Source organism: Halopiger xanaduensis SH-6 (assembly GCF_000217715.1).
Taxonomy (GTDB): Archaea; Halobacteriota; Halobacteria; order Halobacteriales; family Natrialbaceae; genus Halopiger; species Halopiger xanaduensis.
This window is the reverse complement of the sequence record NC_015666.1, coordinates 2843757-2863477: the sequence shown is the minus strand read 5'-3', so window position 1 is coordinate 2863477 and position 19721 is coordinate 2843757. Positions and strand designations below refer to the sequence as shown.

The following is a 19721-nucleotide window of genomic DNA, read 5'->3' as shown; positions in this document are numbered from 1 at the left end:
ATGGGGGTGTTCGTGGGTGGAACCGCTTCACGCACCATCGGCCACACACTGCCGACGAGTAGTCGCGCGGTATCCCTCACGACGACTTAACCGCTGGAACTGGCAGATATTAAACCCACATGGAAGTGACCGTCACGAAATACGATATTTTAAATCTGCTTGAATGATATAATAACGATGGGCTGTCGTGATGCGTTCGATTACTGCTCTGGAACCCACAATGAATGGGTTTTGTCCGTCCTTCTCCCCTCTATCGAATCATATGTAGTGTTCTGGCTGCGTCGAACAGACATACAATAAAGTTTCGGCCGATTCGGATACGATACCGTCACGAGAGCGGCTGGAACGAATCGAACACGCGCTTCGTCCGGACTGCGCGGCCGATGCCTATGAAACCCCGCGAGCGAATGCGACTCGTATGGACCGCATCGACCTCGAGAGCGGGTTCAGCATCCACGACTACCGGGCGAAGCTAAAACTCTTGAACGATTCGGGAGCGACGCGCACGCTCGAGAACCGACGGGAACTGCGATGTCCCGCGTGTAATCGCGCGTTCGATCGGTTGTTCGTTAGCGAGCGAGAGACGGCGACCTTCGAGACGGCCCCGGATCGACCGTTCTGTCTCGCGCGGACGGACGAGAAACTGCTTCTGCTGACCCACTAGTCGGTGTTCCGGCGGACCGCATTTAGGTCGGATCCGAACCGCGACTCCCCCTCCCTGCTTACAATGCAGTGATCGTGATCCCGTCCGGCTGGAGGACGACACCGACTTCGGCGGTGCCGCGCTGGAACGTCTCCTCGTGGGCCGCGATATCGTCGACGCCGGCGCCGACTTCGAACTGGTCCGCGTCAGGGAGGCACTCGAGGGTCCGCTGTTCGTCCTCGGCGAGTTCGAAGTCCTCGAGGAACAGGATCTCCTCGTCCGAGCGAACGCGAACCCGGATGAGCGCCGTCCGGGGCAAGCCGTTCTGGACGACGACGGAGCCGCTGCCGCCGTTGGAGACGAGGTTTCGGGCATTTCGCGCAGCCTGCTGGAGTTTTTGTGCGGCCGGCTGGAGGGCCGTCATCCCTGTCATCCGCTCTTGTAGTTCCTGGAGATCGTCCGAATCCGTCCGATATCCGACGACGACCGCTCCGACTAGCACGACGCCGAGCAGCGACGCCGCGAGAAGCGGTAGTCGAGACCCGTTCAGAGAGATCGTGTCCTGAACCGATCCGACGATCCCCGACGAGTCGTCCGCCGCCGGTTCGACGGTCGTCGTGTCCCTGACGGAATCGTCGTCCGTCGTGACGCCGTAGGAATACGTCCCCGTTTCCGCCGGCTCGACCGCACCCGAGAGCGTCCGCTTTTCGTCGGGCTCGAGCGAAACCGACTCGGTCGCGATCGATTCGTCGTCGAACGTGAGCGTCGCGTCCTGCGTTCCGGCGGCACCGCCCGTGTTCCGAATCGTTGCGGTGACGACGGGGTTCGTACCGTCGGCTCCCGCATCGACCGACACGTTTTCGATCTCGAAGCGCGATTCGTTGTCGCGGATCTGGACCGTCCGCATCTCGCTCGCGTGGGTCGTCGACGCCACGAGGTCGAGGTTCGGCGGCGCGTCTTCGGTGACGTCGAACGTAACCGTTTCCGTGAACGACTCCGACGGCTCCAGCGGTGCCGAAGCAGTATACGTGCCGTCCGACTCGACGGCGTAGGGGTTCCGGGGCTCGATCGTCAGCGTCTCCGTCCCCGGCGTTTCGCCCTGGTTTTCGACGGTGACCGTGGCGGTCAGCTGGCCGTTTCGCGCAGCGGGGTCGGTTATCTCGTCGAACGTGATGACGGTTTCCTGGTCGAGTTCGACCGGTGTAACATCCGCCGGCGTTTCGATAGTGGCGTTCGCGATCGGCGGTGCTGACTCACTGAGTTCGTGCGTGAACGTCGCGTTCGCCGCCGACGAGCCGGAGAGCGTGATATCCTGTTGGTCGACGACGGTTCCGTCAGCCGTGAGATTCGCGGTGAACTGCGTCTCTCCTCCCGGAAGGTCACCGCTGTACCAGAAGACGGCCGAGACGTCGAACTCTTCGGAGAGGCCGCCGATCGTCGTATCCGTGACCTCCGTTCGAATGTTGTGATCGTGTTCTAACCGAGAGAGGACCGGTACCGTCGTCGACGCCGAATCCGTCGGACTCGAGACGCGAACGTCGACCTGCGGGACATCATCGCGGTCGGCCTCGTACGTAAAGGTCTCTGTCGTCGTCGCGTCAGGCGCGAGCGTGACGACGTTCGTTCGGACGTCGGTGCCGTTGATCGAGAGGGTAATCGGATAATCCTGCTTCCCTTCCGGGACGGTCCCAAAGCGGTCGAGTTCGGCGGTTACTTCCAGCGCGTCGCCTTCGACCGTCCCTCGCGTCTCGAGATTGACGACTGCAGCGCCCGCGGCGCCGATGGAGACGTCTTCGGCATCCGAATTGCCGTCGATAGTGAGTTCAATTTCATCGGCCGTATGATCGCCGCGCTTGGTTTCGTACTCAAGAACTTCACTAATCCGCTCCTCGTCGCCGATTTCGATCGTCCGAGTGACTGTTTCCTGCGGCGACCCCGAATCGAGCAGTCGTACGGTCACGTCGCGTTCGCCGCTTCCCCACTCTCGCTTCTCGAAGGCTGCCGCGATCTCGATAGTTTCGCCCTCGTTGACGGCGGTGACGTTCTGAATCGTCGGGTGAATTTCCGTTTTCTTGTAATTCGGGTACTTGATCGGCGTTCCGTCGACCGTTACGTTGGTTCTGCCGTCTTCCGTTTTGACGAATCCGTCGGCACGGTCAACGACGATCGTGTCCGCTATCGACCCGCTATCGCTGAGAACGACGAGATCCGTTCCGTTGTTGATCCGTGCGATCGGTGCCCCATCGTCGCCGACAGTTGCGACGGTGCCATCTTTCGTTTGGACGACCGGATAGTCATAGCTGCTCTCCTCGTCGACGATGAGGTGATCCCCATCGTCTACCGTCTCGACGTACGGATCCGACGGCATCCGATCGGCAACTGCGGCCGTGACGACGTGATCGTCCTCGAGGCGGACGACGACATCGTCTTCGTCGGGCGTGTCTGCGTTCGGCTGACTGAACGCGACGGAACGGAACGACTGTTCCTCGTGCGCATCGGGTCCGAGCGGTCGCTGGGATGTCGACTCGAGGACGGCAGGTTGAATCGACGTATCAGCGTCGACGGCAGGGGTGCTCGAAAGATCGGCCGGTTCAGATACGGTTCCGGTACCGATTCCGGTGATTCCACCGAGAAGGATACCCCCGACGATCACCAGCGAGAGGAGTGACAAGAGGAGTACTGCAGAAACGGACGAAGATGAGAAACGATCGTGGAGGTGACGCCCGCGCAGGCGCGCAGTGGGAACTCCCAGTTCGGCCAGAAACGAAGGCAAAGAGCCGATCAACGCGCGGATAATCGAGGTCACGTACATTAGGGCGGCACCAGTCTGTGGGAAGCGTTTGAGTGGAAGCATAATATACTCTCTGGCAGTGACTTTCAGTTCGTGGGGAATGTCGCCCCGACGGCCGACGCGCTTTTCACGTATTGGTGTGACGGTATCGTAAAGATGCCAACGGGTCCTGAACGTACGCTTAGTAATTCGAAAATCGAGCGCCGCGACCGTCGTGACCGTGACGCCACGACAGCACAGCCGGCTGCTCGGTCGACGCTGAGCCGACGACAGACCCTCGCCGGCATCGGAACGCTTGCACTCGGTAGTACTGCGGGCTGTTTGAACTCGGTGACCTCGCTTACCGGCAGTCGCGTTCCAGTCGAACCGAAGGCGCCGGAAAACTGGGACGACGAACAAGGGACGATCGTCGATAGTGCCGAGAATCCGGACGAAACGGCGGCGACAGCCGGCGAGTTCTATTTCCTCCTCGAGGAGAACGATATCAGCGTCGACGAACTGTACGAAGATACTGGTTCCGACGATCTGATCCTGTTCTACGAGTCGGACGCGGAGTCTCCGGGAGAGTCCGACGAAGAAATCGGGTTAATCTATCGAATCTTCAAGGATGGGTTCATCGCACGGGGTGGTGACGTCAACTACCTCTACACCGAGATCGTTCCCGAAAGCCGGTTCGACGGACAAGTCGGCGGTTGGGCGGTGAATTCGCAGTGGGCCGAGCAACACGCAGCCGGCGAAGCGAATCCGCTCAAGGTGTGGAACAAGATCGCGGACACGAAAGTATACGACGACGAATCCGCGAACGAGACGAACGCGAGCGGTACGAGCAACGAGACTGCAACGACGACCGATCGAAACGCGAGCGACGAATCGGAATCCGACGCCGAATCATCGAGCGGGAGCGAGAACGATAGCGACGAGACAGCTAATGAGGAGTGATATGGAAGAACAATGCCTCGCAACGAGTCGGGAGCGAACGCAAACGCGCGATCGTCGAACAAGCTCGGACGAAACTGCTGCATATTCAGCGAGTCGCACAGCCGGGCAGAATTCAACGACAGCCGACCGGCGGTCCGCTTGGAACAGGTGATTCACCAGCATGACGCTATTCGAACTCGAGCGCAACGTCGAATTCGAGCAACTCATCGAGCACTTAGAGGGAAGTTCGAACTCGAATATTCGACGTCGATCGGCGGAAATACTCGGTAGTCTGGAGTCCGAAGCGGGCGGGAACCGATACCCGCGGGACGAGGTCATCGACGCGCTCGTCGACGCCTCCCAAACTGACGACGCCGACGAGGTCCGGGCTGCAGCCATCGACGCGCTGGACCAGTACGGCCAGGATGCACTCGAGCAGTTCATCGGCGAGATTTCCGGCCAGGATCTCGACGAGATCGCAGAGTGGAAGAAGGCGAAAGTACTGGCGCGTGGACTGCAGGCCGATCGTCCCGAATTGCGGATGGCCGCCGCCACCGGTCTCGGACGGATCGGCGAGGACAACGTGGTCAGGGCCCTCGTCAATCAGCTGGACGACCCGGATCCGCGCGTTCGAAAGCGGATCGCACGCGCGCTCGGGCGAATCGAATCCCCCGAACCCGTCCCGGCGCTCTCGAAAAGGCTCCACGAGGATCAGTACGGCGTTCGAGTCGAAATCGCGTACGCGCTCGCGGATATCGGCACGGACAACGCCCTGCGAGAACTGGTCGACGTCGCCGACGACGAGGACGAGACGGTTCGCCGGATCGCGGTCGACGCGCTGGGACGACTCGGCAGCGTCGAGGCGGTCGAAATCCTCGCGGGCGCGTTGCGCGACGACTCCGATTCCGTCCGGCGAACAGCGATGTTCTCGCTCGTGCAGTTGCTCTCGGAAGCACCCGCGTCGGCCAGCCACAAGGTCCGCGAGAAGATCGTCGGCGAACTCGAGCAGGCCAACGCCAGCGAGGCGATCGAGCCGCTGATCGAGATCCTCGATCGGAGTTCGGAGACCGCACAGCGGCGCAACGCGGCGTGGCTGCTCGGTCGGATCGCGAACGAGGAGTACCGACAGGCGGCACAGGATGCGCTGATCGACACGCTGGCCGATGAGGACGAGATGACCTCGAAGTTCGCCGCGACGAGCCTGTCGCTGCTGGAAGGCGGCGACTTAGAGCAGCGGTTGCTCGATCTGGTCGAAGACGACATCAGGGACGAGGAGATGCGCGTCAAAGCCCTGTTCGTCCTGGGGAAGATCGGTGGCGAGCAGTCTCGCAATCGGCTCTCGTCGTTCGTCGACCGAACGGAGAGCGACCGGCTCCGGAAACGGGGCTTCTCCGCCCTCTCGAAACTGGGCGGAGCGGGCGCGATGAGTGGTGACTTCGCATGAGCCGATCCGAACAGAAGCTCGCGGACGTCACCGGCAAGTTCACGCAGGTGATGCGCGACGGGCGCAAGATGTCCGATACCAACTGGTCGAACGGCCGGATCGTCCTCTCGAACAAGCGCCTGGTGATCGCGAGCAACGACGGGAAAAAGACGATGCCGCTCTCGGAGATCAAGTCGATCAAGGGGCGGTACGACGTCAACCAGACGGTCGCGAAGGTCTCGGACTACATCAGCATCAACACCGGCGCGGACGTCCACCTGATCTCGATGGCCGAGGTCAACGAGTTCGAGCTCCAGATCCAGAAGGCGATCCTCGACGGCGAGATCGTCCTCATCAAGCACCCGGCGGTCAAGGGCGGCGTCGTCCAGGACACCAGCTGGAGCAAGGCCCGCGTCAAGGTCGACACCGGCGTCGCGAACTTCGCCGTCGAGAACGGCTCGTTCGTCCAGATCGAGGTCGACGACGTCGGCACGGTCGAAAGTGAGGAGCGGACGATCCTCTCGAAGGAACGGCCCGTCATCGAAGCCGAACACACCGAGGACGGCTCGAGCGTCCAGACGTACCTCTCGGGCGGCCCGCAGAACTGCGCAGTCCTCAAATCGGTGCTCGACAAGGGCGCCGAGAAGAACGCCTCGCAGATCGACCTCTCCGGGAAGGAGGAAGAGGTTCTGATGGCGATCTACTCGGGCGTGTCGCCGTTCGAGGTGCCGGAGTTTCTGGATATTAACACGGACGAGGTCGAGGAGATCTACGAGCGACTGATCGAACTGGACGTCTTAGAGGAGGTGCGGGTTCGACGAGAGGTCGCGTTGAAACCGCGCGGCCGAAACATCGCGAGCGAAGCGATGAACAGCAAGTAGCGAAGGTTCGTTTGCAGTGTCGAGTGCGGTATTGATTCTCTTATTCTTGAGCGGCCGCCTCGAGCACGACAATTCCATGGTGTTCGAGACCATCAGACAGACGCTGAGAGAAAGGGATTCGATTTGAGGTAGTATCGTATCAGTGCCCGCGCCGGAACGAACACGATTCCGGCGAAAGAGCGGTCGGCCCGCGCGGAGGCTTATTCTTCCTTGAGGTAGCTTACGTCGCGCTCGAGCTCGTACCCCTTCGGAACGCCGACGTTCTGGAGGCAGTCGTCACAAAGTGGTTTCGCGTACGACTTGTTGTGGGTTTTGCCGAGGACGTTAGCATCGTCCAGCGAAATGAGTTCATCACAGCGGCTGCACTCGACCTTGGTGCCGTCGACGATATTCATGCGGAGAGTATCGTGGGAGGGGGCAGATAAGTATCCCGGCCGACAGCGGGAAGCAAACTAGACTGATCGGTGTTCGGCCAACAATGCTAAATACACGGTATCAATATCGGCCACTAAGTTTAAATCGTATACTATTCGGCGAATAGAGTTAAGTAATGTCAATTTCGGCAAGTAGACTTAATAACAGGTAGTCAGAACGTGTCTTCACTGCCCCGGCAACAGCCGGGTGCAAGACCAATACATGTTCGAACACACAGACGGAGACCGCGGTCAAGTGGGGATCGGTACCCTCATCGTGTTCATCGCGATGGTGCTGGTCGCTGCGATCGCCGCAGGCGTCCTAATTAACACGGCTGGCATGCTGCAGACGCAGGCAGAAGCCACCGGTGAAGAATCGACAAGTCAAGTGAGCGATCGCCTCGAGATCGTTAGCGTGTCCGGTAACGTCAGCGACTCTAACAACGTCACTGACATTGATTTCGTTCTAGCAATGGCACCCGGCTCGAGTCCGATTGACCTCAATAAGACGACGGCGCAGTTCATCGGTTCGGAGGGTGAAGAAACCTTTACGACCGAAAACGACACTAGCGGTGTTAGTATTACGAATATTCAGGGAGTCACAGAAGGAGGAGACAATCCCGTCCTAACCGAAAGCAGCGACCGACTGAAATTGAACGTCGGTCTTAATGATGTCGGTTACGCTGAACTTGCAGAAGGTGACCGAATGACGGTCACGTTTACGACGGATGCCGGTGCGACGACGCAGACCGAAATTCGCGTCCCGACGACGATCACTGACGAAGATAGCTCGGTGAGGCTGTAATCATGTTTAGTAACGAAGCAACCGAACGAGGTCAAGTTGGTATCGGTACCCTCATCGTGTTCATCGCGATGGTGCTAGTCGCTGCGATCGCCGCAGGTGTCCTTATCAACACTGCAGGTATGCTGCAGACGCAAGCAGAAGCAACCGGTGAAGAAAGCACGGATCTCGTTTCTGAACGAATCGACGTAACCAGCGAAGTCGGTATCGTTGAGGACGAAGAAAATCCGTCGAATCTTTCCTCGATTAATATTACCGTCACTGGTGCAGCCGGTGCTGGTGAAATCGACCTTAACGAAACAATCGTCCAGGCAGTCGGACCGAACGGTCAAGAAACGCTCACACTGGCAAATGTGTCTAACGTGTCTGATCTCGAACGGGGTGAATTTGCCGCGAAGGATGACGATGGATTCGTCGATTGGAACAATGCGGTTCTCAGCGACGAAAACAGCGACTTCACACTGATCTTTAACCCAGCAAATGGTCCGTTCGGCGACAGTGATGCCGGAACGGAGTTCGGAGAAGGTGACGAATCGTCGCTCAGCATCGTTTCGCCGTCTGGTGCAACTACGGAAGTCGAACTCCGTGCACCCGATCTCTTTACTGATCGCGGCGAAGCAGTTCAGCTCTAAGCTGCGCGGCTGCAGACATTTTTCTTTCCGTAGACACGATCTGATAGCTGGAAGGTTACTCAAAACCGTCGGACAAAGCCAAATTCCCGGATCAACTCGTAGTCGCGTTGGTGGCATGCGACTGGTTGGTTGAGGAATGGCCAGAGGGCTTTTAAGAATCTGCTACATCAAGAGGATACAATGGGGTTCAGTACGAGCGGCGCTATCATCGTCATACTCATCGGCGTTCTCGTCGCTTTCAGCGCCATCGTCCCCACGGTTTTCAACATTACCAGTACGACTGGCGACGCGTTTTCAGCGAAGAACGACCAGTTTCGTGAGCAGGCAAACTCGGAAATCGTCATCGAATCGTTCGAGACGGAATCAACTGTTGATGCAGTCGTCAACGTGACCAACGACGGCGCACGGTCGCTATCAGTTGAGCGGACAGACGTCGTAGTCAACGGAGAGTACTACCCGACGAACGACTCCGATGCGGAGACGGCAATCATTACGAACGACAGCACACGGTCAAGCAGCGACGTTTGGTTGCCGGGAACCGTGCTGCAGATCGAGATCGATAACAGCAAACTCGAGAGCGACAGCGAAATCACCGGCGACGGAGATCGCGTCAAGATAACGACCGAGCGCGGGATCGCTGCGACAGCCGAAATCAGCGGAGGGAGCTAATAGATGTCGAGCGTCACGGCGACGCACTTGATCATGTTCATCGGTAGTCTCGTGATCGCTTCAGCGGTCGCGGGAACGGTAATCATGGAGGTCGATCAGGTGAGTAACTCGATCGAGACGCGGGGCTCGGCGGTCGCCGAGGAGATCGAAACCGATATCGCGATCATCAGCGATGAATCGCAATCCGATGCGATCATCAACCAAACGAACGAGACCGCAACGGTACTGGTGAAAAACATTGGCGATCGAGACGTTCCCGCGCACCCGAACTACGTCGATGTCCTCGTTGACGGCTCCTACGATCCCGTAACGAGCGTCGAACGGGTCGACACCGACAGCAACCGCTGGGCACCCGGCGGCGTCGTCGAAGTCACCGCATCGTACGGGGACCAAAATGTCCAGAACGACACGGAAATTACCGTCATCGTGAACGGCAACGAGGACAGTATAGACACCTACGTAGAGTGAAACGAATGTGTACGAATACCCTAGCAGCCGCGACGGCGGTGCGACCACAGACTGGAGAAGACAATGAGCATACTCGATGACGACGACGAACTAGAGGACGAAAGCGCCGACGACGACCTGCTGGGCGGTGCCGACGACGGCCTGATGGGCGGCGAAATGGGATTCGCCGACGATGATGACGGCAGCTCCGACGACGAGGAGCTCTCCTACCGGCTCGACGAGATCGAGAAGGAGATCGATTCCCTCGAGGGAAAGGTCGAAACGGTCCGGGGCGAAAACGAGAAGATCAGCGACTCGATCCAGACCGTCGAGCGGAACGTCGACCGGCTCGTCGACATGTACGAGATCGTCACGCAGGGGATCAACCCCTTCGTGGGCGATCAGGAGATCGGCGACGCGTTCGAGACGGCGACGGGCGACGGCGGCGTCTTCGGCGGCGACGATCCCGCCGACGATATCGACGACGATATCACGAACGCCGAAGCCGAAGACTTCCTCGACGACGACCTCGAGGAAGTCGACGAGGACGAAGACGACTTCGCGGCGGACGAGTTCGACGACGGTGACGGGATCGACGACCCGCTCGAGGAGGATGGGGACGGGTTCGACGACGGTGCCGAAGACGATGCGCTCGAGGACGATCCGTTCGCGGACGAGTTCGACGAGGACGACGAGGACGACGAAGACGCCGACGAGTTCGGAGTTGACGACGAAGCTGATGGAGACCAGACGGGTGCCGACGAGCACGAACTCGAGGAGTCGTCTGATCCTGAGCCCGAGCCCGAGCCGATGCAGACGGCGGAAGCGGTTGAGCAAACTACGGATGCCTCAGAAACGACCGCACTCGGCGAGAACGGAGAGATGGGTGAACCGCCGTATCTGGTTCGCCACCCGTCGCGAACCGACGCGGAGCTCGTGACGATCGAGTGGCTGCAGTACCTCATCGAGACGGCCGGGATGGACGGCGCGGCGCGGACGATCGCCTACTACGAGTCGATCGACTGGATCTCCGACCCCGTCGAAACGTATCTCCAATCGCTGCTGAACGGATTCACCGACGCGCCCGTGGCGGACGACGAGATCGAACCGCGGTCGGTACTCACCACCGACGAACACAAGCGGAGCCTGCAGTACATCGCGAACATCGCGACACCCGAGAAAGCGACGGAGCTATCCATCGAGCCGCCGGTCGAAGCCGACGCCGCCGATCCCTCCGGGGAATAACCGTCGGTCAGGAGGCCAGAAGTTTTGTATGGAGTGCATAAGTACGTAGCGCGTACCCGACGGTCCGCGCCGCCCGCGTCGAAGCGCCGGCAGCGAAGGCAGCGAAGACCGCCGAGAACGGAGATCTGGAACCTCTATGGGGATTACCGACCGCACTGCGGGAGCAGCCGACCTTACGAAGTCCATCATTCAGGCGTACGACGAGATGGAGCTTCCCGCGAAGATCTATCTTCCCGCAATCTTGCTGCCGGCGGTGCTGATCTTCCTCGGAACGATCGTCGCGGCGGTCGTCGTCGACCTGTTCCTGCTGGCCCGGCTGCTCCTTCCGGTGCTCGGGCTACTGATCGTCCTGGCTGCCGTCGGCTATCCGCGACTCGCCGTCGACAGGCGCCGCATCGAGATGGAAAACCGGTTCCACCTGTTCGTGATCCACATGACGGTGCTGTCGACGACCAACATCGACCGGATGGAGGTTCTGCGCCAGCTCGCCCAGGAGGAGGAGTACGGCGAACTCGCGGACGAGATGCAACGCATCGTCGATCTGGTCGACGTCTGGCACCTGAGCCTCGACGACGCGTGCCGACGGCGCGCGAAGGCGGTTCCCAGCGAGTCCGTTGCCGACCTGTTAGAACGAATGGCCTACACGCTGAGCGCCGGCCAGGGGTTGGCCGAATTCCTCCAACAGGAGCAGGACGTCCTGGTCGAGAAGTACTCGACCGTCTACAGGCAGTCGCTCAGCAACCTCGACGTGCTGAAGGACCTGTACCTCTCGCTTATCATCTCGACGACGTTCGCGCTGGTGTTCGCGATCGTCCTCCCGCTGCTGACCGGTAACAATCCGACGATCACCGTCAGCATCGTCATCGTGATGTTCACGTTCGTCCAGATCGGCTTTTTCTTCGTGATCCACGCGATCGTCCCGGACGATCCCATCTGGTACCTCGAGGACGGCTACCGGACGACGACCAAGAAACTGCTGCTCGGCTCGACGGTCGTCGGCGTCGGCGGGAGCGTCCTGGTGGTCGGAGTGATGCTGTTCATGTTCTTCGGCGTACTCCCCGGAACGGGGCTCGTGAAGTCGCTGCCGATGTTGCTGTACATGCCGATCGCGACGACGCCGCTGTTGATTCCGGGTGCCGTGTTCTGGCACGCGGAGCGAAAGACGTTCGACCGCGACCGGGAGTTTCCGAACTTCATCCGCGCGCTGGGAACCAGCGAGAGCGCGAAGCAGAGCACGACCTCGGAGGTGCTGTCGACGCTTCGAGACCAGGACTTCGGGCCGTTGACGGAGAATATCGACGATCTGTACCGCCGGCTGAACATGCGCCTGAGCACGGAGAAGTCCTGGCGGTACTTCACCGGCGACGCGCACTCCTTTCTGGTCCAGAAGTTCAGCGAGATGTACCTGATCGGTCGGGAGATGGGCGGCGGACCGAAACGGCTCGGCGAACTCATCAGTCAGAACATGAGCGTGATCATCAACCTGCGCGAGGAGCGGAAGCAACAGACGACGACGCTCGTCGGCGTCATCTACGGGATCACGGCGGCGGCGTCGTTCGCCTTCTTCATCGGGTTGGAACTGGCGGCGATGCTCTCGAGTTTCGACATCGACATGCAGAGCCAGATCATGTCCGGTTCCCTGATCCACACCGATCAGTACAACATCCACGTGCTGCGGTATCTCATCCTCCTCGTGCTCATTTTTAACGCGTTCATCTCGTCGCTACTGCTCCGGGTGGCGGACGGCGGCCACTTCGGAAACTCCTACTTCCACTTCACGGCGCTGCTCTGGATGGGGTCGATTACCGGTGCAATCACGGAGCGACTGATCGACGCGATCATCACCGTCGATCTGTGACCGCGACCGGACGCCCGGCCGCAAGAACAATCAGGTGTCCAGCGGAACGAACGACGAAATGAGGCTCGACCGACTGCGTATTCGCCGCGACCGCGGCATCGAATCGATTCAGAGCGGCCTGTTGCTGTTCGGGTTTACGCTCCTGCTCGCGCTGTTTATGGGGGGCGTGGTCTTCCTGAACGGCTCCGGCTGAGTCCCGATTTCTGCGGCGGGAGAAAGGGATCGACGAAAGCGAACGCAACCCGCCTACTCGAGCGCCTCGAGCAACTCCTCGAGACTGCTCGACTCGTCGAGTCCGTGTTTGGCCATCGCGGTTCGGACCTGCGTTTCCGTGAGTTCCGGCGTGAAGTCCGATTTCGCGAGCAGCAGGGAGGCGGCGCGGTTCGTCGGCGTGTTCCGCGAGACGTGGCGCGCGTACCAGAAGACGAGACTGTTGAACGTCCCGACGACGTCGTCGGAGGTCATCCGGTGTCTGACCGTGTCCTCGCCGAACCGCGAGACGATGTCGATCGCAAAGCGGGTGTCGACGCGCTCGAGTTCGTTCGCGAGGAGCGTTCGGGCGGCTTCGGGACTCTGGATCCCGTTCGCGGTACCGCGAGGATCGGCCGCGGCGGGTGCGGATTCGGGGCCTGCGTCGGTCGCCGGGGCTGTTTCTCCGCTGGCGTTCGATCGAGTTGCAGGGGCCTGAGACTGCGACTGCGTTTTGGCCTGCGGAAGCGACTGTGACGACCCCTGCTTGTCGGGCACGTTCGGGGGCGTTCGATCCGCGGAGACCACGTATCGCCCCTCGTCGATCTCGTCCACGTACGGACTCTCCGTGAAATCGAGGTCGTCGGGCGAGAGGGCACCCTTCGCGTCCCCCGACGATTGTTGTTCGCTCGGGAGTACGGGCGGAACGTCGGCCTTCTCTTTGGGATCCCCTCCCTCGTTACCTGTTGTCATTGGCTGCCAACTCTAGGCGAGTTTCACGGCGAGTGGTCAGAAACCTTTTGATGGGTTCCAGCAGTCTCTTCTGTGAACGAAAGTCCAAATAGCCATAATTACTTAATAGGTTGGTTCGTATAGCTTTCATCGATGACTACTCGTCGCAGCCCGTATCGAGACGATCATATCTGGTCTGGAGCGGTTACCAGCCTCGAAGGGCTGCGAGCAACCAAACGGCGGGGACGGTGGTGAGTTCACGATGCTATTGTCCATAATCGGGAATCTACTCGGCGACGGCGACGGGCAAAACACCGACGGGAACGACGGCGGTTCCGACGGTGGGAACGACCTCATGGGCGGCGACCTCTCGGGAAGCACGAGCGACGAGGGGCTGATGCCCGGCACGAACAACTCGAACGCCGGCGACGACGACGATATCCTCGCCGACGGCAGCAACGGCGGCATGGGCGGGATGGACGACATGGACGACATGGGCGGTGACGACGACCTGCTCAGCGACGACGGCGGGATGGACGGCATGGATATGGACGGCGAGATGTCGCTCGACGGCATGGACGGCGGCGAAGGCGACGACGGCCCCTCCAGCGAACTCGAGTCCCGCGTCGAGGAGATCGAAAACAACGTCGGCTCGCTTTCTTCAACGGTCAACACCGTCCAGAGCGAGAACGAGAAGATCAGCGACTCCCTCGAGGAGATCGAAGAGGACATTCGCAAGCTGCTGGAAGTCTACGAGATGGTGACGCAGGGCGTGAACCCGTTCGTCGAGGGCGACTCGCTGAGCGACTCCTTCGAGCACGGCAGCGGGGGCGGAGGCGCCCAGGGGACGGGTAACTTCGGCGACGAGAGCCTGTTCGACAGCGACGTCGAGGACGAGGAAGACGAGGAGATCGACGACGATATCGCGAACGCCGAAGCCGAGGACTTCCTCGACGACGGCATGGACGACACGGACGACGAGGAGGACCTCGAGTTCGACGACGTCGGGATGGACGACGAGTTCGACGACATGGACGAGGGCGGTGACGACGACTTCGAACTCGACGATGGAGACGACGCCGACACGAGTTCTGACTCCGACTCGGCCGACGGGGACCTCTCGTTCGACGAACTGAAATCCGAGTACGAGTCCGGCGACGCCAACTGGGACGAAGGCGACGCGGACGACGGCGGTGCTGACGATGCCGGCGAGCCCGAGGACCCGTTCGCGGAGGCGGACGAGGAAGACGCCGACCTCGGATTCGACGACGGTGCCGACGAGGACGCAGCGGACGACCCCTTCGCCGAGGACGCTGCCGATACCGGTACCGCCACCGCCGAAACCGAACCGGCCGCGACGGTCGACGACCTCGAGGACGAATCGGCGGGCGCCGCGCCCGCGGGCGATATCGCCTGGGACGACGGCGGCCGACCGTACCTCGAGTCGATCCCCTCGGAGTACGACACCCAGTTCGTCGTGATGGACTGGCTGGACTACCTCGTGAGCGAAGCGGGGCTCAACGGCGCCGCGCGGACCATCAAGTTCTACGAGTCGATCCGGTGGGTGAGTTCGCCGGTCGAAGCCCACCTTCAGACGACGCTGAACGGGTTCGGCGGCGGGCCGGACGTCGAGGATCCGGAGCCGCGGTCGGCGCTCGGCGTCAACCACAAGCGCAGTCTCTGGCGGATCAGTCAGATCAAAACGCCGGAGAAGGAACGGAAACCGTTCGACGAGTGGCTGGCCCAGGAGGGCCTGAACGGCGCTGCGGGCGACGTCCCGGAGGCTGACGCGGACGTGCCCGAGGACGACGAACTCTCGATCGATATCGAGGGCCCCGAGGACGCGACCGACGACCTCGAGACCGACGGGGCCGACGATGCTGACGATGAAGCCGATGCAGACGGCGACTCGGGCGAAGAACTCGTCTACACCGCCGTCGACGACGTCGACGAGCCGGCGACCGACGGTGCCGACGCGAGTGCTGACGACGCGGACACGACCGCGGCCGCAGACGCGTACGCGAACGAATCCGAGCAGGGTGCCGACGACGAGTCCGGTGGGACGACGTTCGAGCACGTCGACATCGACCGCGACGAGACGGAGACCGACACCAACGGCGCCCAGAAGATCCTCATCGACGAGTCGGGATCGGAGGACGACGCGAACGCGGCCTCGAGCGCCGACGCGGATCGAACGCGAGAGACCGCACCGGACGCCGCAACTGAAACGGACGCCGTCTGGACGGACAGCACCAACGCGACCGTCCTCCGCGAGAACCGCGTCGACGACGACTTTACTGACAACGGCCAGATGATCTGGGTCGACTCGGACGTCGTGCTCTCGGAGGCCGGCGCCGACCTCTACAACACGGGCGGCTACGCTCGAGGGGCGGACGCCGAGACGGCGGAGCAGGACGGAGACGACTCGCTCAAACCGCTGTTTATCCCGGACGAAGAGGGCAACCTGACGATCGAACCCGTCCAGTTGCTCCTCGTCCACGACGACGAGACGGACCGGAGCTGATGCACTATGAGTAAGCGTAACAATATCTTCTCTATCGGGTTGGACGACCGCGACCGCCTCAACAAGGAACTCGGCGGCGGCATTCCGACCGGCAGTATCGTTCTCATGGAAGGCGACTACGGGGCCGGCAAAAGCGCGATCTCCCAACGGTTCGCCTACGGACTGTGCCAGACGGGCAAGTCGGTTACGTTCCTCTCGACGGAACTCGAGGTACAGGGCTTTATCGACCAGATGGACTCGCTGAACTACAACGTCGAGGAACACCTCCTGTTCGAGAACATGTTGTTCCTCCACGGCGATCTGGACAGCGGGGGCGTGCTTTCCTCGACCACCGAGGAAGACAACCGTCAGGATCTGCTGACGGATCTGATGGAGGAAGAGACCCTGTGGTCCGCCGACATCGTAATCATCGATACCTTCGACGCGATCCTCCGTAACGATCCGAAGTTCGAGGCGCTGGTCCGGCAAAACGAGGAGCGCCAGGCCGCCCTCGAGATCATCTCGTTCCTCCGCGATATCATCTCCCAGGGGAAGGTCGTCGTGCTGACGGTCGACCCCTCGACGGTCGGCGAGGAAGCGATCGGCCCGTTCCGATCGATCGCCGACGTGTTCATCGAACTCGAGATGATCGAAGTCGGGAACGACATCCGCCGCCAGCTGTTCATCAAGCGCTTCGCGGGGATGGGCGAACAGGTCGGCGACCGGGTCGGCTACTCGGTCCGGTCCGGAACCGGAATCGTCATCGAGAACCGGAGCGTCGCCTAAGACGGTGGTCGCCGCATGACGGAAATGGGGACGCCGAAGCCGTCGGACGAGCTTCAGGAGATAGCGGCGCGTCGCCCGCACCTCCGCGAGCACTTGAAGAAGTTCCGACAGATCACCGGCGAGTTCCCGATGTTGATCGACGAGCCGACGGCCGAACACGAGGTCGCACACCCGAACGTCATCTACCCGGTCGGCGGTCCGATTTACAGTCACGTCTACGGCGACATCGGGACGAAGATGCAGTACTTCGCCGTCGAGCCGACGCTCTCCGAGGAAGAGCAGGAGGTCTTCGAGAGCGTCAAAGACTCCTTGCTTCGCCGCAGCGCGACCAAGAAGGCGCCGGAGAAAGACGCCGAGTACGACGACCGGATCGAAGAGTTGCTCCAGGAGACGACCCACATCAAGGGCGAGGAGACGGACAACCTCCTCGAGGAGCTGAAGGTTCGGTTCCACCCCGGCATCGAAGAAGTTCCACAGGAGACCTACGAGAACATCCGCTACCGCCTGAATCGGGATATCGTCGGACTGGGACCGCTCGAGCCGATCATGCGCGACCCGGAGAACGAGGACATTCACGTGATCGGCCCCAACGAGTGTTACGTCGATCACGGCGTGTTCGGGATGGTCGAGACGTCGGTCGACTTCGGGACGCGGGAGGCGTTCGACCGCTGGCTCTCGAACATGGGCGAGCGGATCGGCAACCCGATGACCGACGCGGAGCCGATCGTCGACTCGACGCTGCCCGACGGCTCGCGTCTGAACGTCATTTACAGCGACGACGTGAGCGTGAAGGGGCCCAGCCTCACGATCCGTCAGGGCGACGAGGTCCCCCTTTCAGTGACGCAGATTACCAACTGGGGGACGCTCTCGCCCGAACTGGCCGCGTACCTGTGGCTCTGTCTCGAGAACGAGCAGACGGTGTTCGTCGTCGGGGAGACGGCGTCGGGGAAGACGACGACGCTGAACTCCATCATGTCGTTCATTCCGCGGGACTCGAAGATCTACACCGCGGAGGACACCGCCGAGGTGCTGCCGCCCCACAACACGTGGCAGCAGCTGCTCACGCGCGAGAGCCAGAGCGAGGACAGCGTCGACGTCGACATGTTCAAACTGGTCGAGGCCGCGCTTCGTTCCCGCCCCGAGTACATCGTCGTGGGTGAGGTTCGTGGTGAGGAGGGTCGCATGGCCTTCCAGGCGGCCCAGACCGGCCACCCGGTCATGCTGACCTTCCACGCGAGCGACATCGTCTCAATGATCCAGCGGTTTACCGGGGACCCGATCAACGTCCCCGAGACGTTCATGGACAACGCCGACGTGGCGCTGTTCCAGAACCGCGTCAAGCAGGGCGACGACGTCCTGCGTCGCGTGACCTCGGTCCAGGAGATCGAGGGCTACTCCGAGCAGATGGACGGGGTCGTCACCCGGCAGGTGTTCTACTGGGACCCCGTCGAGGACGAGATCGTCTTCCAGGGGATGAACAACTCCTACGTGCTCGAGGACCAGATCGCGACCCTGCTGGGCTATGCGGAGACCCGGGACATCTACGACGACCTGCGGTTCCGCGCCGACATCATCGAGCGGATGATCCAGGAGAACATCCTCGAGTACCACGAGGTCAACTCGGCGATCGAGTCGTTCCAGCGCGACGGCGTCGAAGGGCTGCCGTTCCACATCACGCGGCCGGACTAACGACGCGACCGCGACCGACGGAGACGGACCTGCGGTAACGGCACCGACGGCGATACCTAAATGCTAAGACAATTCACGATAGATGGGAGCGTATGACTGAGGACGTCGTCGCCGATTTCACGGGGCGGTTCTTTTTCAATCGCGGCGGTACGGGGGATGGGACGCCGTTTACCGGGCGGATCATTACGACCGAGAAACGGGTCGTACTCGTGACCGAGGACGAGAAGAAGACGATTCCGCTCTCGCGGGTCGTCGACGTCAACGTCGGCACCGTCCCGAGTCACGTCAGGCAGTTCTTCGACGATACGGTGACGATCGGCTACAAGACCGACGAGGGGACCCGCAGCGCGGTCATCGAGAGCCGCGGCGAGTCCGTCGAGGAGTTCGTCTCGCTGCTGTTTCGCTGCCTGCTGGACGGTCGGAAAGCCGCCGTCCGCCACCCGGCCCGCGTCGGCGGCCGCGTCAAGGACACCTCCGTCGTCCCCGGGAAGATCGGCATCGACGACCGGCGGATCGAGGTCCGCTCGAAGGCCGGCACCTTCAGCTTCGACGTCGAGACCGTCATGGAGATCGATCGAACCAACAAGATCGGCGAGAGCGACGACCGCGTGACGCTGGTCGTCAAACACATCGACCGCGGCTCCGGACTCACACAGACGTCGCTGATCGCCCCCTCGAAGAGTCAGTACGTGAACCTGCTCGCCCGGTTCCTCCGCCTCGAGTTCGACGAACTTCGGGAGGAGGTCGCGGACCTCGAGCTCTCGAACCCCGAAAAGCGGGTCCTGGTCGGGATCCACGCGACCGGCGGCGACATCGACTTCACCAACATGTTAGACGGCGATCCGACCTACGTGACGAACGTCCTCAACTCGGTCCAGAAGAAGGGACTGATCGTCGAGAACGGCAACGAGATGTCGCTGACGGCGAAGGGACGGATCATCGTCAGCGAGCGGATCGAGGACGTCAACGCGGGCGGAACGCTCGACCAGTTAGATCGGTAGTGGCGCCGGGCGCGGTTCGGTCCTCGAGAAATCCACGCTCAGTACCGGTTCCGAAGCGGTGCACCTGCGAGTGACTGACGAGAGCGAGGGCCTCCTTGC

The 19721-nt window shown here is 61.3% G+C and carries 18 protein-coding genes; 15 read left to right on the top strand and 3 right to left on the bottom strand.

Features of this window, described 5'->3' with window-relative positions; all coding sequences use genetic code 11:
• Positions 1-418 precede the first annotated feature (418 nt).
• A complete protein-coding gene (locus HALXA_RS14000) occupies positions 419-664 on the top strand; it encodes a DUF7385 family protein (protein WP_013881034.1) in 246 nt (81 codons plus the stop codon).
• Positions 665-722: 58 nt separating this feature from the next.
• Here the strand turns inward: HALXA_RS14000 and HALXA_RS13995 are convergent, their stop codons facing one another.
• The gene (locus tag HALXA_RS13995) at positions 723-3314 is read right to left on the bottom strand and encodes a hypothetical protein (protein ID WP_049895317.1); all 2592 of its coding nucleotides are present in this window, start codon (positions 3312-3314) and stop codon (positions 723-725) included.
• Between the two features lie 450 nt (positions 3315-3764).
• On the opposite strand from HALXA_RS13995, the gene HALXA_RS13990 reads away from it, so the two are divergent.
• The 3 genes from HALXA_RS13990 to HALXA_RS13980 all read left to right on the top strand — a co-directional run bounded on the left by HALXA_RS13990 (position 3765) and on the right by HALXA_RS13980 (position 6656).
• Positions 3765-4373, top strand: a complete 609-nt coding sequence (locus HALXA_RS13990) for a hypothetical protein (protein WP_013881032.1) — start codon at positions 3765-3767, stop codon at positions 4371-4373.
• A gap of 160 nt (positions 4374-4533) precedes the next feature.
• On the top strand, positions 4534-5796 hold the full coding sequence (locus tag HALXA_RS13985) for a HEAT repeat domain-containing protein (RefSeq protein WP_013881031.1): 1263 nt from the start codon (positions 4534-4536) through the stop codon (positions 5794-5796).
• Positions 5793-6656 carry a CheF family chemotaxis protein gene (locus tag HALXA_RS13980; protein ID WP_013881030.1) on the top strand — a complete coding sequence of 288 codons (864 nt, stop codon included), beginning with the start codon at positions 5793-5795 and terminating at the stop codon, positions 6654-6656. Before HALXA_RS13985 ends, HALXA_RS13980 begins: the two co-directional genes overlap by 4 nt.
• Positions 6657-6856: 200 nt before the next feature.
• Here HALXA_RS13980 and HALXA_RS13975 read toward each other — a convergent pair whose 3' ends face one another.
• On the bottom strand, positions 6857-7051 hold the full coding sequence (locus tag HALXA_RS13975; RefSeq protein ID WP_013881029.1) for a hypothetical protein: 195 nt from the start codon (positions 7049-7051) through the stop codon (positions 6857-6859).
• Positions 7052-7292: 241 nt separating this feature from the next.
• On the opposite strand from HALXA_RS13975, the gene HALXA_RS13970 reads away from it, so the two are divergent.
• The 7 genes from HALXA_RS13970 to HALXA_RS22695 all read left to right on the top strand — a co-directional run bounded on the left by HALXA_RS13970 (position 7293) and on the right by HALXA_RS22695 (position 12915).
• A complete protein-coding gene (locus HALXA_RS13970) occupies positions 7293-7874 on the top strand; it encodes an archaellin/type IV pilin N-terminal domain-containing protein (RefSeq protein ID WP_013881028.1) in 582 nt (193 codons plus the stop codon).
• 2 nt (positions 7875-7876) lie between these two features.
• Positions 7877-8503 (top strand): archaellin/type IV pilin N-terminal domain-containing protein, encoded by a 627-nt coding sequence (locus HALXA_RS13965; RefSeq protein WP_013881027.1) that lies wholly within the window; start codon positions 7877-7879, stop codon positions 8501-8503.
• 129 nt (positions 8504-8632) lie between these two features.
• Complete coding sequence (locus HALXA_RS13960) at positions 8633-9172, top strand: flagellin (protein ID WP_245550030.1); 540 nt, start codon at positions 8633-8635, stop codon at positions 9170-9172.
• Between the two features lie 3 nt (positions 9173-9175).
• Positions 9176-9640 carry a flagellin gene (locus tag HALXA_RS13955; protein WP_013881025.1) on the top strand — a complete coding sequence of 155 codons (465 nt, stop codon included), beginning with the start codon at positions 9176-9178 and terminating at the stop codon, positions 9638-9640.
• 63 nt (positions 9641-9703) lie between these two features.
• A complete protein-coding gene (locus HALXA_RS13950) occupies positions 9704-10864 on the top strand; it encodes a FlaD/FlaE family flagellar protein (protein WP_013881024.1) in 1161 nt (386 codons plus the stop codon).
• Positions 10865-11000: 136 nt separating this feature from the next.
• Positions 11001-12722, top strand: coding sequence for an archaellar assembly protein FlaJ (flaJ, locus tag HALXA_RS13945; RefSeq protein ID WP_013881023.1), 1722 nt, complete (start codon positions 11001-11003; stop codon positions 12720-12722).
• A gap of 58 nt (positions 12723-12780) precedes the next feature.
• Positions 12781-12915 carry a hypothetical protein gene (locus tag HALXA_RS22695; RefSeq protein WP_013881022.1) on the top strand — a complete coding sequence of 45 codons (135 nt, stop codon included), beginning with the start codon at positions 12781-12783 and terminating at the stop codon, positions 12913-12915.
• Between the two features lie 53 nt (positions 12916-12968).
• Here the strand turns inward: HALXA_RS22695 and HALXA_RS13940 are convergent, their stop codons facing one another.
• Complete coding sequence (locus tag HALXA_RS13940) at positions 12969-13664, bottom strand: DUF7500 family protein (protein WP_013881021.1); 696 nt, start codon at positions 13662-13664, stop codon at positions 12969-12971.
• A 241-nt stretch (positions 13665-13905) separates the two neighbouring features.
• Here HALXA_RS13940 and HALXA_RS13935 point away from each other — a divergent pair, with 241 nt between their 5' ends.
• From HALXA_RS13935 to HALXA_RS13920, 4 genes are all read left to right on the top strand, one after another.
• Positions 13906-16167 (top strand): FlaD/FlaE family flagellar protein, encoded by a 2262-nt coding sequence (locus tag HALXA_RS13935; protein ID WP_013881020.1) that lies wholly within the window; start codon positions 13906-13908, stop codon positions 16165-16167.
• Positions 16168-16173: 6 nt separating this feature from the next.
• Positions 16174-16932, top strand: coding sequence for an ATPase domain-containing protein (locus HALXA_RS13930; protein WP_013881019.1), 759 nt, complete (start codon positions 16174-16176; stop codon positions 16930-16932).
• A 15-nt stretch (positions 16933-16947) separates the two neighbouring features.
• A complete protein-coding gene (locus HALXA_RS13925; RefSeq protein WP_013881018.1) occupies positions 16948-18621 on the top strand; it encodes a type II/IV secretion system ATPase subunit in 1674 nt (557 codons plus the stop codon).
• A gap of 92 nt (positions 18622-18713) precedes the next feature.
• The gene (locus HALXA_RS13920; protein WP_013881017.1) at positions 18714-19622 is read left to right on the top strand and encodes a CheF family chemotaxis protein; all 909 of its coding nucleotides are present in this window, start codon (positions 18714-18716) and stop codon (positions 19620-19622) included.
• Positions 19623-19721 lie beyond the last annotated feature (99 nt).

Coding starts and splice junctions, on each gene's coding strand:
- HALXA_RS14000 (WP_013881034.1), top strand. CDS start 419: ATGGACCGCATCGACCTCGAGAGCGGGTTCAGCATCCACGACTACCGG.
- HALXA_RS13985 (WP_013881031.1), top strand. CDS start 4,534: ATGACGCTATTCGAACTCGAGCGCAACGTCGAATTCGAGCAACTCATC.
- HALXA_RS13920 (WP_013881017.1), top strand. CDS start 18,714: ATGACTGAGGACGTCGTCGCCGATTTCACGGGGCGGTTCTTTTTCAAT.
- HALXA_RS13940 (WP_013881021.1), bottom strand. CDS start 13,664: ATGACAACAGGTAACGAGGGAGGGGATCCCAAAGAGAAGGCCGACGTT.
- HALXA_RS13975 (WP_013881029.1), bottom strand. CDS start 7,051: ATGAATATCGTCGACGGCACCAAGGTCGAGTGCAGCCGCTGTGATGAA.
- HALXA_RS13970 (WP_013881028.1), top strand. CDS start 7,293: ATGTTCGAACACACAGACGGAGACCGCGGTCAAGTGGGGATCGGTACC.
- HALXA_RS13935 (WP_013881020.1), top strand. CDS start 13,906: ATGCTATTGTCCATAATCGGGAATCTACTCGGCGACGGCGACGGGCAA.
- HALXA_RS13955 (WP_013881025.1), top strand. CDS start 9,176: ATGTCGAGCGTCACGGCGACGCACTTGATCATGTTCATCGGTAGTCTC.
- HALXA_RS13925 (WP_013881018.1), top strand. CDS start 16,948: ATGACGGAAATGGGGACGCCGAAGCCGTCGGACGAGCTTCAGGAGATA.
- HALXA_RS22695 (WP_013881022.1), top strand. CDS start 12,781: ATGAGGCTCGACCGACTGCGTATTCGCCGCGACCGCGGCATCGAATCG.
- HALXA_RS13930 (WP_013881019.1), top strand. CDS start 16,174: ATGAGTAAGCGTAACAATATCTTCTCTATCGGGTTGGACGACCGCGAC.
- HALXA_RS13965 (WP_013881027.1), top strand. CDS start 7,877: ATGTTTAGTAACGAAGCAACCGAACGAGGTCAAGTTGGTATCGGTACC.
- HALXA_RS13980 (WP_013881030.1), top strand. CDS start 5,793: ATGAGCCGATCCGAACAGAAGCTCGCGGACGTCACCGGCAAGTTCACG.
- HALXA_RS13950 (WP_013881024.1), top strand. CDS start 9,704: ATGAGCATACTCGATGACGACGACGAACTAGAGGACGAAAGCGCCGAC.
- flaJ (WP_013881023.1), top strand. CDS start 11,001: ATGGGGATTACCGACCGCACTGCGGGAGCAGCCGACCTTACGAAGTCC.